The 15,552-nt window shown below is 39.7% G+C and carries 12 protein-coding genes; 11 read left to right on the top strand and 1 reads right to left on the bottom strand.

Annotation, left to right across the window (positions count from 1 at the left end; all coding sequences use genetic code 11):
- The 5 genes from B2X72_RS15775 to B2X72_RS15755 all read left to right on the top strand — a co-directional run.
- Nucleotides 1-202 (top strand): hypothetical protein (locus B2X72_RS15775; protein ID WP_286850556.1); only part of this gene is annotated, 202 nt, incomplete at its 5' end.
- A 4-nt stretch (nt 203-206) separates the two neighbouring features.
- Nucleotides 207-1,949: a RagB/SusD family nutrient uptake outer membrane protein gene (locus B2X72_RS15770; protein ID WP_286734781.1), complete on the top strand. Its 1,743-nt coding sequence runs from the start codon at nt 207-209 to the stop codon at nt 1,947-1,949.
- Nucleotides 1,950-2,430: 481 nt separating this feature from the next.
- The gene (locus B2X72_RS15765; RefSeq protein WP_075993480.1) at nt 2,431-3,672 is read left to right on the top strand and encodes a quaternary amine ABC transporter ATP-binding protein; all 1,242 of its coding nucleotides are present in this window, start codon (nt 2,431-2,433) and stop codon (nt 3,670-3,672) included.
- Between the two features lie 2 nt (nt 3,673-3,674).
- The gene (locus B2X72_RS15760) at nt 3,675-4,502 is read left to right on the top strand and encodes an ABC transporter permease (RefSeq protein WP_286850553.1); all 828 of its coding nucleotides are present in this window, start codon (nt 3,675-3,677) and stop codon (nt 4,500-4,502) included.
- Between the two features lies 1 nt (nt 4,503).
- Nucleotides 4,504-5,343, top strand: a complete 840-nt coding sequence (locus B2X72_RS15755; protein ID WP_088162284.1) for a glycine betaine ABC transporter substrate-binding protein — start codon at nt 4,504-4,506, stop codon at nt 5,341-5,343.
- Between the two features lie 68 nt (nt 5,344-5,411).
- Here B2X72_RS15755 and B2X72_RS15750 read toward each other — a convergent pair whose 3' ends face one another.
- Complete coding sequence (locus B2X72_RS15750; RefSeq protein WP_046675378.1) at nt 5,412-5,672, bottom strand: hypothetical protein; 261 nt, start codon at nt 5,670-5,672, stop codon at nt 5,412-5,414.
- Nucleotides 5,673-5,857: 185 nt separating this feature from the next.
- Here B2X72_RS15750 and B2X72_RS15745 point away from each other — a divergent pair, with 185 nt between their 5' ends.
- The 6 genes from B2X72_RS15745 to B2X72_RS15720 all read left to right on the top strand — a co-directional run.
- Entirely contained in the window at nt 5,858-6,844 is a 987-nt protein-coding gene (locus tag B2X72_RS15745) for a helix-turn-helix transcriptional regulator (RefSeq protein WP_115050491.1), read from the top strand.
- A gap of 160 nt (nt 6,845-7,004) precedes the next feature.
- Entirely contained in the window at nt 7,005-7,829 is an 825-nt protein-coding gene (locus tag B2X72_RS15740) for a siderophore-interacting protein (protein ID WP_070567954.1), read from the top strand.
- A 15-nt stretch (nt 7,830-7,844) separates the two neighbouring features.
- Nucleotides 7,845-9,194 (top strand): MATE family efflux transporter, encoded by a 1,350-nt coding sequence (locus B2X72_RS15735; RefSeq protein WP_145327867.1) that lies wholly within the window; start codon nt 7,845-7,847, stop codon nt 9,192-9,194.
- Nucleotides 9,195-9,312: 118 nt separating this feature from the next.
- Nucleotides 9,313-12,534: a SusC/RagA family TonB-linked outer membrane protein gene (locus B2X72_RS15730; protein WP_145327866.1), complete on the top strand. Its 3,222-nt coding sequence runs from the start codon at nt 9,313-9,315 to the stop codon at nt 12,532-12,534.
- Between the two features lie 12 nt (nt 12,535-12,546).
- Nucleotides 12,547-14,040 (top strand): SusD/RagB family nutrient-binding outer membrane lipoprotein, encoded by a 1,494-nt coding sequence (locus B2X72_RS15725; RefSeq protein ID WP_286850548.1) that lies wholly within the window; start codon nt 12,547-12,549, stop codon nt 14,038-14,040.
- A partial coding sequence (locus B2X72_RS15720; protein WP_286850545.1) for an alkaline phosphatase family protein occupies nt 14,040-15,552 on the top strand: 1,513 nt, incomplete at its 3' end. The genes B2X72_RS15725 and B2X72_RS15720, both read left to right, overlap by 1 nt.

The following is a 15,552-nucleotide window of genomic DNA, read 5'->3' as shown; positions in this document are numbered from 1 at the left end:
CGTAGGATATACGGTTCCTCAGGCCTGGCTGAAGCGCGTGAAATTGGCCAATGCACGGGTTTATGTGTCAGGTGAAAATATTTGGACGGCGACTAAGCTCCGTTCCAAATATATCGATCCCGAACAGTCGGCTCAAGAGGTCAACGGAAGATCATATCCAATCTCTAAAACATTTTCATTTGGTCTAGATTTAACATTTTAATAGTATGAAAAAGATAGTATATATATATGCATTGTTGAGCTGCGGCATGATGGCTTGTAGCAAAGATTATTTGGAGCGTTTGCCTGAGTCGTCGGTTACTCCTGAGGCTTCCTTTAAAACTGAAAAGGATTTGGCACTATTTACAAAGTCATTTTACGATGCCGCACTGCCTTCGGCCGAAGGTATTTATAACGAATCGGTCGATAATATCGTTAAGACAACATTGGATGATGAATTGACCGGAAAAAGACAGGTTCCGATAAGTGGCGGTGGATGGACTTGGGCAAATCTTCGTAATATCAATTACTTTTTGGCAAATTGCTTTAATACAGTTTCAGAAACAACTGCTGCGCCTTATGCTGCCGAAGCGCGTTTTTTTAGGGCATATTTTTATTTCGATAAACTGAAACGTTTTGGAGATGTGCCTTGGTATGACAAGGTCATTGACCAAAATGACGAAGAACAACTTAAGAAGGCAAGGGATCCTAGAACTTTGGTTGTATCAAATATTCTCGCTGATCTGGACTATGCGATTGCTAATCTATCAGCTACCAAAAGTGATGAAAAAGTGACTAAATGGACTGCATTGGCCTTAAAATCCCGAGTCGCACTTTTTGAAGGAACATTTCGTAAATATCACACAGAATTTAATCTAACTGATGCAAACGGTTTGTTAGAGAAGGCAGCCGATGCAGCCAGTAAGCTTATGGAGGGAGCGCAATACAGTGTATACAATGCCGCGGGAACAGACTCTTATGGTGCGTTGTTTTATAGTGTTAATAGTTTGCCGCAAGAGGTTATTTTAGCGCGGAAATTCTCGGATGCTTTGCAAATTTGGCACAATGTAAATTATTATACGATCACGGCTTCCTATGGGAAACCTGGATTGGATAAAAATTTGGTGGATTCTTATCTGATGAAAGATGGAACGAGGTTTACCGATAAATCGAATTACCAAACAATGATGTTTAAAGAAGAGGTTCTAAATCGTGATCCACGCCTAAGCCAGACGATACGTACACCAGGCTATAAGCGTATAGGAGGTGCTGCTGTTGTTGCACCGAACTTTGGGAATTCGGTAACGGGATATCAATTGATCAAATTTGTAGGTGATGTAAAGTATGATAATTACAATCGTTCTGAAAATGATATGCCTATTTTTAGGTATGCCGAGGTTTTATTGAATTATGCTGAAGCGAAAGCAGAGTTAGGTACATTGAGCCAGGCTGATTTGGACAAATCAATTAAGTTGTTACGCGATCGTGTAGGTATGCCAAATCTAAATCTGCAAGCGGCTAAATCAAACCCAGATGCATTTTTAGCTAAAGATTATCCGAATGTAGTTGGTGATATGAAGGGGGTACTATTGGAAATAAGAAGAGAACGACGTGTGGAATTGGTTATGGAGTCTTTCCGTTGGGATGATATCTTAAGATGGAAAAGCGGGCAGTTGGTCACAAGGCAATTTAAAGGGATGTATTTTCCAGGTACAGGTAAGTTTGATCTAGATAATGATGGTAAAGATGACGTTTGGATTTATGAAGGTGACAAGCCTAGTGCTTCAGGCATTCAGTTATTGAAATTAGGGTCGGAAATCTTATTGGAAAATGGAAATAAAGGAAATGTGATTATTAACGCACATATCAAAAAAGTTTTCGATGAAAAGAAAGACTATTTATATCCAATACCTGTTCAAGAACGACAGTTAAATCCTAACCTCATCCAAAATCCAAACTGGGGAGAATAATACCCCTTAGAAAATACGATCAGTGGTCGAGCCCTTCGCCTGCTGATCGTATTTTTTTAACATAACGACGTTTTTTTTAACTATCTGTATTTTAGTTGTATATGGTGGGGAAAAGACGTTTAATTTATTTTTCGTACCTTTGTACTGTCAAAAGACAGAATGGCGTGAGTTTATTCCGCTATGGCTTTGTGCCTTTGGCACAGCCTAGGTTGTTCGTTATACTTGTTGAAGTATATTTTGGAGATGCTTTTTGAATGGAGCATTTCGTCTTTAAAAGATTAGTTTCTTTTTCATCATTGCTCTTACCGAACCGAGAGTAAAGTATGTTAGTTAATAAGTTGATTGAACTGTAAGAGTAAGATTTCGATCAAACGAACTCAACTGTAGGGATATTTTTATTTGTAAGAAAATAGCGTAGGCGTATGGCCTTAGTGGATCACTCATGCCCTTATGGTTTATTTATGTTTAAAAAAATTAAAAAATGGATAAAACTAGTAAGGTAAAAGTAAAAGTTGAAGACTTGGTACTTGTTTTCGGAAAACAGAAGAAGCAAGCTTTGAAATTACTAAATGAGGGTTTCTCCAAAAAAGAAATCTTGGCAAAGACAGATTGCACGATCGGAATCAACAAAGCTAATTTTGAAATCTTCGAGGGTGAATTCTTTGTTATAATGGGACTATCAGGGAGTGGGAAATCTACGCTGCTCCGTTGTCTTAATCGATTGAACGAACCTACATCGGGAAAGGTATTTGTCAATGGAGAGGATATTACAGGGAAAAATAATAAAGATCTTCTTGAAGTCCGTAGGACAGAAATGAGTATGGTCTTTCAAAAGTTTGGTCTGTTGCCACATCATACCGTATTAAGCAATGCCGCTTTTGGTTTAGAACTAAGAGGGGAAGAACGGGAAAAACGGGAATCTAAAGCTCAGAAAGCGCTGGATGTAGTAGGACTGAGTGGATTTGAGCAACAGTTACCGTCTCAGTTATCTGGTGGTATGCAACAGCGGGTTGGACTGGCTCGGGCACTTGCCAATGATCCCGAAGTATTGCTGATGGATGAGGCATTTTCAGCACTAGATCCCCTGATTAAAACCGAAATGCAAGATCAGCTATTGGAGTTGCAGGATAATTTACAAAAGACGATCGTTTTTATTACCCATGATCTCGATGAAGCAATCAAATTGGGCGATCGTATTGCTATTATGAAGGATGGTGTCATCGAACAGATCGGTACCGCGGAAGATATCTTGACAAATCCAGCAAGTGACTATGTTAAAGCCTTCGTTGAAAAAGTGGATCGCAAGTCTATCATTTCGGCAGGTTCCCTGATGTTTGAGAAACCTACTGTTGTACGTTTCAAAAAAGATGGCCCTGAGGGGGCTCTACGGAAAATGCGGTCGACAGGAATTGAAATTCTCCCTGTAGTTGATGCTCATGAGACTTTTCTTGGTTTTGTTCACATGAATGAAGTCATTCAATCTGCAAAGCGTAGGGAACCTACCGTAGAATCCATTATACATACTACCGTTCCAACAGTATCAAAAGAGGTGACCGTTGAAGAAATGTTGCCCCTGATATCGGAGATCCGGTCGCCAATCGCTGTGGTGAATGAACATAATCGTTTGTTGGGGATCGTAACACAGACATCGTTGATTATCGAAGCGACAAAGTATAATGAAGAAGAAATTATTGAATTAAAAGAGAAAGCAAATAATCAGTAGAAATGAATAAAGTAATCGATATAGGACAATACATCGCTGTAGCTGTAAATTGGCTGACAGATCATTTAGAACCATTTTTTAACTTGATAAAAAATACGGGGAATGCATCCATTATTGGACTGGAATGGGTGCTAACAACGATACCTTTTTTTATTATCATCACATTATTTACAGGTTTAGCCTGGTGGAAATCTGGGAAAGGGGTTGCATTGACAACGTTGGTGGGATTAACATTGATCTATCTGATGGGATTTTGGATTGCAACGATGGAGACTTTGGCCCTGGTGTTGGTCGCTACACTAACAGCATTGGTTATATCAGTTCCTTTGGGGGTGTGGGCCGCGAAGAATAAACTAGCAGCGAAAATCATTCGGCCCTTACTTGATTTAATGCAGACGATGCCTGCCTTTGTTTACTTGATTCCAGCGGTGTTATTTTTTAGTATCGGTAAAGTCCCGGGAGCTTTTGCTACCATTATTTTCGCTATGCCACCTGCCGTCCGTTTGACGACTTTAGGGATTGATGCGGTTCCAAAAGATATCGTTGAAGCTGCACGTTCATTTGGCGCGACCAATAGTCAGATCTTATTTAAAGTAGAACTGCCCTTGGCTACAAAAACAATCTTAGCAGGGATCAATCAGACCATATTACTGTCTTTATCTATGGTTGTTATTGCCGGAATGATTGCTGCTGGTGGCTTGGGAGAAAAAGTGCTTGAGGGTATTAATAACTTGGATATTGGTCTTGGTTTTGAAAGTGGTTTGTCCGTTGTGATTCTCGCTATTATTTTGGATCGAATCACGCAGGGCTTTGTAAAAAAGAAAGCATAGTATGAGGAAAATAAAAAGTATGGTATTGTGTCTGATGGTGTTGTTGCTTGCGTCATGCAGCACAGGTCGGAATAAAAATATTATTCATATCGGTATGGTCGATGGCTGGGCCGAAGGGGTCGCAATGACAGAGGTCGCAAAAGTTATTATGGAAGAAAAGGGATATCATGTTGTTGTCCAGCGGGCTACGCCAGATATGATCTTAGCCTCCATGAACAATGGCGATACAGATCTATATATGGATGTCTGGCTGCCATTGACCCATGGAAGTAAAGTGGCTAAATTCCCCAATATTGAAGAGCTTGGAACGAGTTATAACCATGCGCGAAATGGACTTGTTGTACCGGATTACGTAACAATTGATGGAATTGAAGAGTTGAAAAAACATGAAAAAGAGTTTGATAAACGGATCATTGGAATAGAAAAAGGGGCTGGAATAACACGTGCCGTGGATCAGGTGATCAAAGATTATAGCCTCGATTATAAGCATGTGAACTCATCTACCGTAGCTATGATCACGGAATTGCAAAATGCAATCAAAGCAAAACGTTGGATTGTGGTAGCTGGCTGGCAGCCGCATTGGATGTTTGCTAAAATGAAATTGAAGTTTTTGGATGACCCCAAAAAGACATTGGGTGATGCCGAGCAAATTAAAATTTTTGCACGGGGAAACTTTAACATTGAGCAGCCTGAGCTAGCCCGATTTTTCTCCAAAGTCTACTTCGATGAATCAACAATGGCTGATTTGTTGTCAAAAATGCAGGGAAGCCAGGACAAAGCATTTACGGCAAAAGAATGGGTCAAGAAACATAACGATCTCGTAAAGGGCTGGTTATTGTAAACTGAGGTGATTAAATAGTTATGCTCCCCCAGTACGCTACCCGGCATAGCATAAGGAGGGCATTGTCATTACGACAATGCCCTTAAAAATTTACGGGCCAGTTGAATTTGTTGTTGTTGTATGCTGGATAAAGGATATCTGCTATCATCAATCCATGTGTCGAGCCCCTTTGGAAATTCCCAGGCGAAATCTAAGACTTTCGCTTTTTCTGCGGCTAAAATAATGTCATGTTTCGTTGCATTTGGATTGGCAATCTTGATGTTATTATAAATGCTATCCTGGATGAGTGGAAAGTTGTCTGCCATATCCTGATTTCTATTTGTATCCATTCTTAATTATTTTTCAAATAATTAAGAATGATTCTAAATAATTTTATACTTTAGTCAAAGATAGCAGGCATTCTATTGTTATGGGGTCTGCATAAAGGAGTAAAATGTCCGTCGAAGGGAATATTTCTGTTAAGGTATATTGCCTAATGTGCGTAAGACTATTTGAATCCTAAAAGGAATTAAAAATGGCACTAAGATTATATGATATTGATTCACCCAATTTATTATTGGAGCGGACTTACCCAAGTACCTACTTTTCTGTCGACACTGGAATTTATGAATCTGTAACACATTTAGATACTACATTTGGAAAAGGTTTTTATAAGGAGGTTTTCTTCGATGGTATTCATATTGGTTACGGTCATGCACAGTTATTTAAACGGATGCGGTTTCGTTTTGAAAGTGATTTTGAAACAGTTGAAATGCACTTTGCCTTAAAAGGCAATAGTCAGGCGAGTGGCGAAATGATGCCCTTAGGTGTAAATTTTGAGACATACCAGCATAATATTATTTACGGAAATTCAATGTGTGGTCAAATGGAGTGGGGGAATCAGGAGTTTCAGTTATGTGAAATAAACTTATCGCCCGAATTTTTTAAAAGATTCCTGCCCGAAGATTATAAATTCTTTGCAGATTTTCGGAATGCTATTGACCGTGGTAAATCGGGATTGCTGACCAATATGCATAGACGGATTACCCACGATATGTATGAAATTATCGACGATATAATCAATTGTCAACGAAAGGGAATTTTTAAGAAAATTTTCCTGGAAGCAAAGATTATGGAGCTCTTGCTTCTTCAATTGGAACAGTTTCAGGAAGAGGATTTTGTAGCAGTTTCGTTAAAAAAAGCCGATATCGATAAGATATATGCCGTTCGTGAGTTTCTACTAAAAAATATGGATACCAATAGTACACTAGTCAATCTCGCGCATCTGGTGGGTACCAATGAATTCACATTGAAAAAAGGTTTTAAGGAGCTATTTGGTACGACTGTTTTTGGTTTTTGGCATGACGCAAAAATGGAACATGCCAAGAAACTGATTTTAGATGAAGATCGAACAATCGGTGAAGTTTCTGATTTGGTTGGTTACAAAAATCAACGCCATTTTTCGGACGCCTTTAAACGTAAATTTGGAATCCCACCGAGTAAGCTAAAAAATACCTTGTAATGTGGAATAGTTTTTTTTACACTTTACGGACCTTTTATTCCTTCTTACGGAAGTTTTAATAGCGCATGAATCGGGTTTGATAAAAGTCGAATAACTACCTTTGTTTAGAAAGATTCTTAATAATGGTCTTTTGATCAAATATGTACGTAATTAGAAAATCATGGGAAAAACTGAAATGAAAGTAATACAGCTCGCCCTGACTGTAAGTAGAAAAGAATACCTGACGCCACATTATATTCGTGTTTATTTGACTGGTGATGGTGTAGATCAAATCGCTAATACGACCGTCGGAGTCAATAACAAGATCTTGATTCCGCCAAAGCATGTAGATCGCATTTATTTTCCAGAATTTGATTATGAACGAGGGCAGTGGAAGCCGATGGATGAGGCGATTAGGCCAACAGTTCGAACTTATACACATCGCGGTATCAACCTTGATAGAAATGAGGTATGGATTGATTTTGTTGCCCATGGTGATGAGGGGCCAGCTTCAGCTTGGGCTATGGCTGCAAAACCTGGCGATGTGCTTGGGATTCTAATGAAAGCAGGTAAGACCTCTCTATATGAAGTTGCAGCTAACTATCTCCTTGTTGGGGATGCAACTGCAATTCCTGTTCTGGGGGCAATCTTAGAAGATTTGCCACCTTTGGCAAAGGGAATCTGTATGATTGAAGTACATGGTAGCGAAGATATACAGCAATTGAAGACTAAGGCTGCTATTGATTTTATTTGGTTACATAATGATACGCCACAGGAAGGTAGCCTTTTGGCGGATTTGGTGAAGATCAGATCCTTGCCTGTAGCGGATAAATTTGCTTATGTAGCTGCTGAATTTTCGACAGTTAAGGAGATTCGCAATTATTTGCGTAAGGATCTCGGTTGGGGAAGAGAGGAGCTTTATGCTTATTCGTATTGGAAAGCCGGAGTTGCTGAAGATAAATCTGCTACAGATCGCCGTAGTGAGAGTGAAGAAATCCAGGCCTAACGTTTACGATAGGTTATGGAGAAACAGAAACAACTGATCTTAAACGGTAAGTTAAGTAGAGTGATGTGGCAGATGTCGTGGCCTGCCGTGATTGCAATGGTCCTGTATGGTCTGAACAATTTTCTGGATGGTATTTTTGTTGGTCATCTGATTAACAATACAGCGTTGGCAGCTGTCGGTGTAACCTATCCTTTAGCCCAATTTGCACAAGGTTTTGGTACTCTGATCGGAACAGGTATGGGGGCGGCAATTAGTATTTGGATAGGTGGGGATCAACAGGAGAAATTACATAGGTCATTTGGTACGGTGCATTTTTTGACTATTATTTTCTCTCTTATAATTACGCTCCCTTGCTATGCATTTGCCGACAAATTGGTCTACATGATGGGTGGTAGAGGTGATATATTGGCTCTTGGGGTGGATTACTTTCGAACAACCATATTGGGTAGTTTTTTCTGGATTTATGGTTTGGCCCTCAACATGATTATTCGTGCAGAGGGTCTTATGAAAACTGCGGCCTGGATGATTGCAATTGGATTGCTTGTTGATGTCTTACTTAAACCGGTTTTTATAGAACACTTTGGTTGGGGTGTATCAGGGGCAGCTTGGGCAACCAATATATCGATGATCATCTACACATTTTTAGGTGTATGGTATTACGCCGGGGGAAAGGCTTCGTTCAAAACAAAGTTTTGGTCTTTATCTTGGGATTTATCGATTTTAAAAGAAACGCTTTCATTAGGAATGCCCGGGTTTATTATGATGGTCATGATTGTAATCCAGAATATTGTTGTCTTCAACGCATTGGCTAATTACGGAAATGATATGGATATTACGTTTTTTACGGCGGTCAATCGGCTTTATATTTTATTAAATACCCCACTATGGGGGCTTATGCGGGCTTTGCAGCCTGTAACGGGGATGAACTATGGTGCTGGGCAGTATACGAGAAGTATCAATTCGTACCGTTTATTTGCCATTACTGGGCTGCTGATTCTGCTTCCGTTCTGGTTGCTGGTGATGCTTCATCCCGTTGCTGTGATATCGATACTGATACCAGAAGCGATTTTTTCAATACAGCAGCTAATGGATTTCAGAATTTACATGAGTGTTTTATTGGTTCTTCCATTTATTTTTATGGCGATGGTGTGGTTTCCTTCCATTGATCATGCCAAGCCTGCGACTTTTATCAGTGTATTGCGACAGGTTGTATTTTATATTCCTATCTTAATTATTGCGCCAAAATATTTTGGTGTACACAGCATTTACGTAGCGAGCGCGGCGATAGATTGGATTATTTTCATTATAGTCATCTATGCGGTTCGACGAAGCACGCGGAAGCTCAATATGCAAGTTGATGTATAAGACATTGCAGCGCGAACGATGTTAATGTTAAGTTAAGCAATCTTTAAGATTGCATTGTTAATATACTACTCATCTTCTAGTAATATAGGTTTCATTTTTTTGGGCAAAATTCAAAATAATGAAACCTATTAAACTACCTCAATTTAGGAAAACAGCTCAGGTGACCTTAGCTATTGCATTGCTGAATGCGGCACATGTCGATAGCGTATGGGCAAACTTTGCGAATGAAACTACCAAGCTCGAAATTGCCGATCAAGCTATTATTAAAGGGATTGTTAAGGATCAGGACGGCAAACCTATTGACGGCGGCACGATCATCAATGAAACCAGCAAACAGAGTACGCGTACAGAGTTTAATGGTAAATTCAATCTGAAAGGTCAGGTTGGCGACCAAATCCGTGTTTCTTCTTTAGGATATAAAACAGCTACAATAACTGCTACAGATGGGGATCTTGTGGTGGTTTTGGAAAAGGATGATTCAAAGTTGGATGAGGTTGTTGTCACGGCAATTGGTATCAAGCAACAAAAGAAGCAAATTGGTTACGCTACTCAAGAAGTTAAATTAGACGTACTTAAAGAGTCTAAAACAATGAATATTGGTACAGCGCTAACGGGACAAGTATCTGGTCTTATCGTTAATAATCCAACGGGGATTTTTCAGGCACCATCTTTTCAATTGCGTGGTAAGAGCCCACTTATTGTCGTAGATGGTATTCCTGTAGAATCTGATTTTTACGACATGTCCAGTCAAAACATAGAGAATATCAATGTACTGAAAGGAACAGCCGCTTCATCTTTATATGGATCACGCGGTAAAAATGGCGCGATCTTAATTACAACCAAAAGTGCAAAAAGCGATAGGCTGGAGTTTTCGGTTGGAACCAGTAATATGTTTTCTGCTGGATTTACAGTTTTTCCTGAATCGCAGAAGGAGTTCGGAAGTGGATCCAACGGTAAATATGAGTTTTGGGATGGTGCTGATGGGGGGATTTCAGATGGAGATATGACATGGGGACCCAAATTGAACTCCGGAATAAAGGTGGCACAATGGAACAGTCCGATTCGTGATAAGCAAACTGGTGAAGTGATTCCTTGGTGGGGTGATGTGAGTGGAACCAAGTATAATGATAAGTCACGTTATGAAAGAGTGCCGATTGATTGGGGCGCACATAACAATTTAGAGGATTTCCTTGGAACTGGACTGATTACCGAGAATAATGCGACATTATCGTATCGTTCGGAAAAGGTAAGCATATTTGGAACAGGAAAATATGCCTATCAAAAAGGTCAGGTGCCCAATACAAAGCTTTCTACAGGTGGATTAAATTTGAATACCTCTTACCGTTTTACTCCTGAGGTACAATTAGATCTTAACTTATCCTATAACAAAGTGAAATCTCCAAATTATCCAAGGTATGGATATGGACCTAAAAATCATATGTATACGATTTTGTTGTGGATGGGAAATGATGTAAATGGACAGGAATTAAAGGATCACCTCTATATTCCGGGACAGGAAGGCTATCGTCAAGCAAACTATAACTATGCTTGGTACAACAACCCTTATTTTGCAGCTAATGAGTTGAACCAAGTATACGATCAGGATATTTTGGCCGGGCAGACTGCTTTAACTTGGCGTATTTCACCTGAATTTACCATCAAAGGTCGTGCTGCAGCAAGACAAAAAAATCTATTCCAGGACATGCAGAGTCCTAAGTCTTATATGAATTATGGCGATTCACGGAATGGGGATTATAAAAACTGGGATAGCAAGCAGCTCAATTTTGATGCGGACGTCTTAGCAACCTATATTAAGCAGTTGTCTGATAATTTCGGTGTAACCGTTAATGCGGGATCTTCCACTTTCAAAAGAGATTATCGTGAGCTTTATCAAACTACTGATGGTTTAGTTGTACCATTTGTCTACAACTTAGGCAATACCCAAGGTCCAGTTAAGGCAACAAATACAACAACTGAGAAAATAATCCGAAGTGCTTATGCGTCGGTAAACTTAAATGTGTTTAAGTCGACCTATCTGAATTTTTCAGGAAGAAATGACTGGTCATCCACATTATCAAAGGCAAATCAGTCATTCTTTTATCCATCGGTTTCACTAAGTAGTGTTATCTCCGATTATTTTAAACTGCCAGCGCAAATTGACTTTGTTAAATTGTACAGTTCCTGGGCATCAGTATCTTCTGATCTGGATCCTTATAGCATTGCTGCGACTTATAAAAAAGATGTTACCTATGGTTCGACGCCATCAGTAACCTATCCTGTAGGTATTATTAATCCTGATATCCTTCCGCAGCAGTCCATTTCCTTAGAAATTGGTGCTTCTATGGCTTTCTTTAAAAATAGGCTTTCGGCTGATGTAACGTACTATAATGTTGTTGATAAAAATCAGATCATCGATTTGAGTATTTCCCAAGCATCCGCTTTTACTTCGCGTAAAGTAAATGGAAATAAATACCGTACAAAAGGATTGGAGATTTCTTTGACAGGGAATATAATTAAAAATGAACAATTTTCGTGGACGTCTACTGTTAACTGGTCTCGTGCAATTCAGCGTTTGGAAGAAATTTACAATAACCAAGCGAAATACGGTAATCTTAAAAAAGGCGATCGTGCAGACAGCTATTATGGTACTGTCTGGGAAAAATCGGCTGATGGTAAGGTTATCTTGAATCCGAATACGGGTATGCCGACCAAAAATCCATTTCCACAGTATTTAGGTTACTTTCAACCGGACTGGCAATTTGGTTTTGCAAACCAGTTCAAATTTAAGGGATTTCAGGTAAATCTTGATTTCGACGGATCTATTGGCGGCGTGATGAATTCGACAACCATAGAAAAAATGTGGTGGGGTGGAAAGCATCCTTCTTCGGTCTTATATCGTCAGGAACAATATGATGCAGGGAAACCAGTTTTTGTACCAGATGGGGTGATCGTAACAGGGGGTGAGCTTACCCGCGACGTGAACGGTAATATTACTTCAGATACCCGAACGTATACAAGTAATACAAAAGCTGTTGATTGGCAGGCTTGGAGTCAAAATTATCCTTACCAGGCCAGAGTTACAGAGTCTGAGAGTAAACTGTTTGCCAATGTGTTTGATCGATCATTTGTAAAACTGCGTAGACTTTCGGTAGGTTATGATGTCAATAAGGTGTTTAAATTAAAACAGCTTACGGCCTTAAATGCATCACTATTTGGCTATAATTTGGCTATGTGGAAGAAAGTACCTTATATCGATCCTGATTTTGGTGTTGGGAACGATGGAAACTTACAAGATCCTTCCACGCGATATATTGGTTTTTCTCTAGATTTTAAGTTTTAATAACGTAGTACGATGAAATTATTTAATAAACATATATTTCTTGGATTATTTTCTCTTTCAATCATGACTTCTTGTCAGAAATTGACTGAAGTAAATGTTAATCCAAATGAAGCGACAACAACCCACCCGCAAGCTTTATTGACGAAGGTAGAATGGGATGCTTTTCGGACCTGGCATGGTACCTCACCACTATATGCCTTGAAAATGATTGTGCAAACAGATGGTGAAAATGCGAATCAAATTTATAATTGGCAAAGGGGAAGCTTTGAGCAATATGGTAATCTTCGCAATATTACCAAGATGACGGAAGAAGCTGAACGTATTGGCGCTGAAAGTTATTTGGCATTAGCAAAATTTTTCCGTGCGTATTATTTTTATAATCTTACCTTAACGTTTGGTGATGTCCCTTATTCAGAAGCAGCAAAGGGTGAAAATTCGGCAATTTTTGCGCCGAAATACGATACACAGAAAGACGTTTTGGTGGGTGTATTGAAGGAGCTCGAGGAAGCAAGTATTATTCTGAAGAAGAACAATAACACCATAAATGGGGATATTATTTATGGTGGAAATAGTGGCAATTGGAACAAGTTAGTCAATTCATTTCGCCTAAAAGTATTATTGACGCTTTCGAAGAAAACGACTGATCTTCCATTTAATGCAGCAACAGAATTTTCAAAAATATTTACCAATGAGTCTAGAATCACTGATGTTAGTGGTGCTGAAGATGGGCAACTCATCTTTTTGAATCAAGAGGGTAATCGCTATCCTGAATTTAACTCTAGCGGTTATGGATCGGGAATGTATATGGATTCCACTTTTATCCAACGATTGCAGGACCTGAAAGATCCGCGGTTATTTGCCGTCGCTACACAAACAAGACTGGGTAAAGAAGCGGGTAAAGCGATTAATGACTTTACGGCTTATGAAGGCGGTGATCCGATTGTTCCTTATGCACAGGTGAATGCAAAAGCCGTATTAGGTAAATTATCGAAAGTCCACGAACGATTTTATCAAGATCCCACAGCTGAGCCATTGGTCTTATTGGGCTGTTCGGAGATGCAGTTTATTTTGGCTGAAGCCATTTTGAAAGGTTGGATAACGGGCGATCTCAATGCAACGTATACCAAAGGAGTACAGGCATCGTTCAAATTTTATGAAAAGTATGCGAAAAATTTGGGAACTTATACAAATGAAGCACAAGCGGCCAAATATCTTGAACAAAATTCGGTAAGTCTTGACGGAGCTAGCTCCAATGAGCAAAAGCTCGAACGTATCTTGATGCAGAAATACCTGCGCTCATTTCATCAGGGGGGATACTCGGCTTATTTTGATCATTTGCGCACGGGATATCCGAGTTTCCGTAAATCGGCGAATGTGAAAACAGCCTATCGCTGGATGTATCCTCAAGATGAGTACAATAATAATACGGCGAATGTATCTGATGCGATCAAATCACAATTTGGCGGAAATGACAATATTAATTTACAGACTTGGTGGTTAAAATAATGGATTCAAGGAGGGTATTTTTAAAAAAAGCAGCCATGCTGGCAGGGAGTACAGTCGCCATAAACTGGCTGCCTGAATCAATACAAAAAGCCTTGGCGATTGAAGCTCCAAAAGGATCAACTTTTTTGGATGCCGAACATGTTGTCTTTTTGATGCAGGAAAACAGATCGTTTGACCACTGTTTTGGAACTTTGAAGGGTGTACGTGGCTTTAACGATCCCCGCGCGATGAAATTGCCGAATGGCCTACCTGTATGGATACAAGGAAATAAGGAAGGTGCATATTTTGCACCTTTCCATTTAGATATCGTCAATAGTAAATCGACTTGGATGGGGTCGCTTCCGCATGGTTGGCGTGATATGGTTGCTGCTCGTCATGACGGGAAAATGGATAATTGGTTGGAAGCAAAGAGCTCTGGCAATTCAGAATATAAGGCTATGCCTTTAACAATGGGTTATTATAACCGTGCGGATATTCCTTTTTATTATGCTTTTGCAGATGCATTTACAATTTGTGACCAGCATTTTTGTTCTTCACTGACGGGAACGAGCGCTAATCGATCGTATTTTTGGACTGGTACAGTGCGCGAAGAACCCCGTAATCCCGAATCTGTTGCGCATGTAGACAATGGTCAGATCAACTACAAGGATGTCAAATGGAAAACCTATCCTGAACGACTGCAAAAAGCAGGGGTCTCGTGGAAAGTTTATCAAAATGAACTAAGTTTACCAGTAGGCTTTAAAGGAGAAGAGGAAGATTGGTTGGCCAATTTTACAGATAACAACCTGGAGTTTCACCAACAATATGGTGTAAGATATCATTTGGCACATTATCAGTGGATGAAAGAACGGGTAAAAGAGCTGCATAAATTTTTGGAAACAAATCCAAAAGAAGAATTGCTGCACAAAGCCAAAGCGGAATTGGAGGATTTGAAAAGGGATGTCATTCATTATACGCCCGAGAATTTTGAAAAGCTATCCCAGTTCGAAAAAGATATCCATCACAATGCATTTGTGACTAATCTAGCTGATCCCAACTTTCACAAACTTGATAAATTAAGTTATAAAGAAGGTGGAAAGCGGCAGGAAGTTGAGGTGCCAGCCGGAGATGTTTTTTATCAGTTTAGAAAAGATGTTGAAGATCGCCAATTACCTACAGTGTCGTGGTTAGTGGCACCTTGTCGTTTTTCGGATCATCCGGGCTCACCTTGGTATGGGGCATGGTACGTATCCGAAGTCCTCGATATATTGACCAAAGACCCTGAGGTTTGGAAAAAGACAATTTTCATCTTAACTTATGACGAAAATGATGGATATTTTGACCATATCGCTCCTTTTGTTCCGCCATTGAGCACGAACAAAGATCAGGGTGCCGTGTCAGAAATCGACACTTCGGATGAATATGTTACGCTAGAACAGGAGCGAAAAAGGAAAAATAGTAATCATGTAAGTTTTGAAAGTCCTATTGGTTTGGGCTATCGCGTACCAATGGTGATAGCTTCACCCTGGTCTA

Origin of the sequence: Sphingobacterium sp. UBA7253 (assembly GCF_002472745.1) — a bacterium.
GTDB lineage: Bacteria > Bacteroidota > Bacteroidia > Sphingobacteriales > Sphingobacteriaceae > Sphingobacterium > Sphingobacterium siyangense.
Note: the sequence above shows the minus strand (reverse complement) of the source record. Positions and strands in the feature narration are given on the sequence as shown.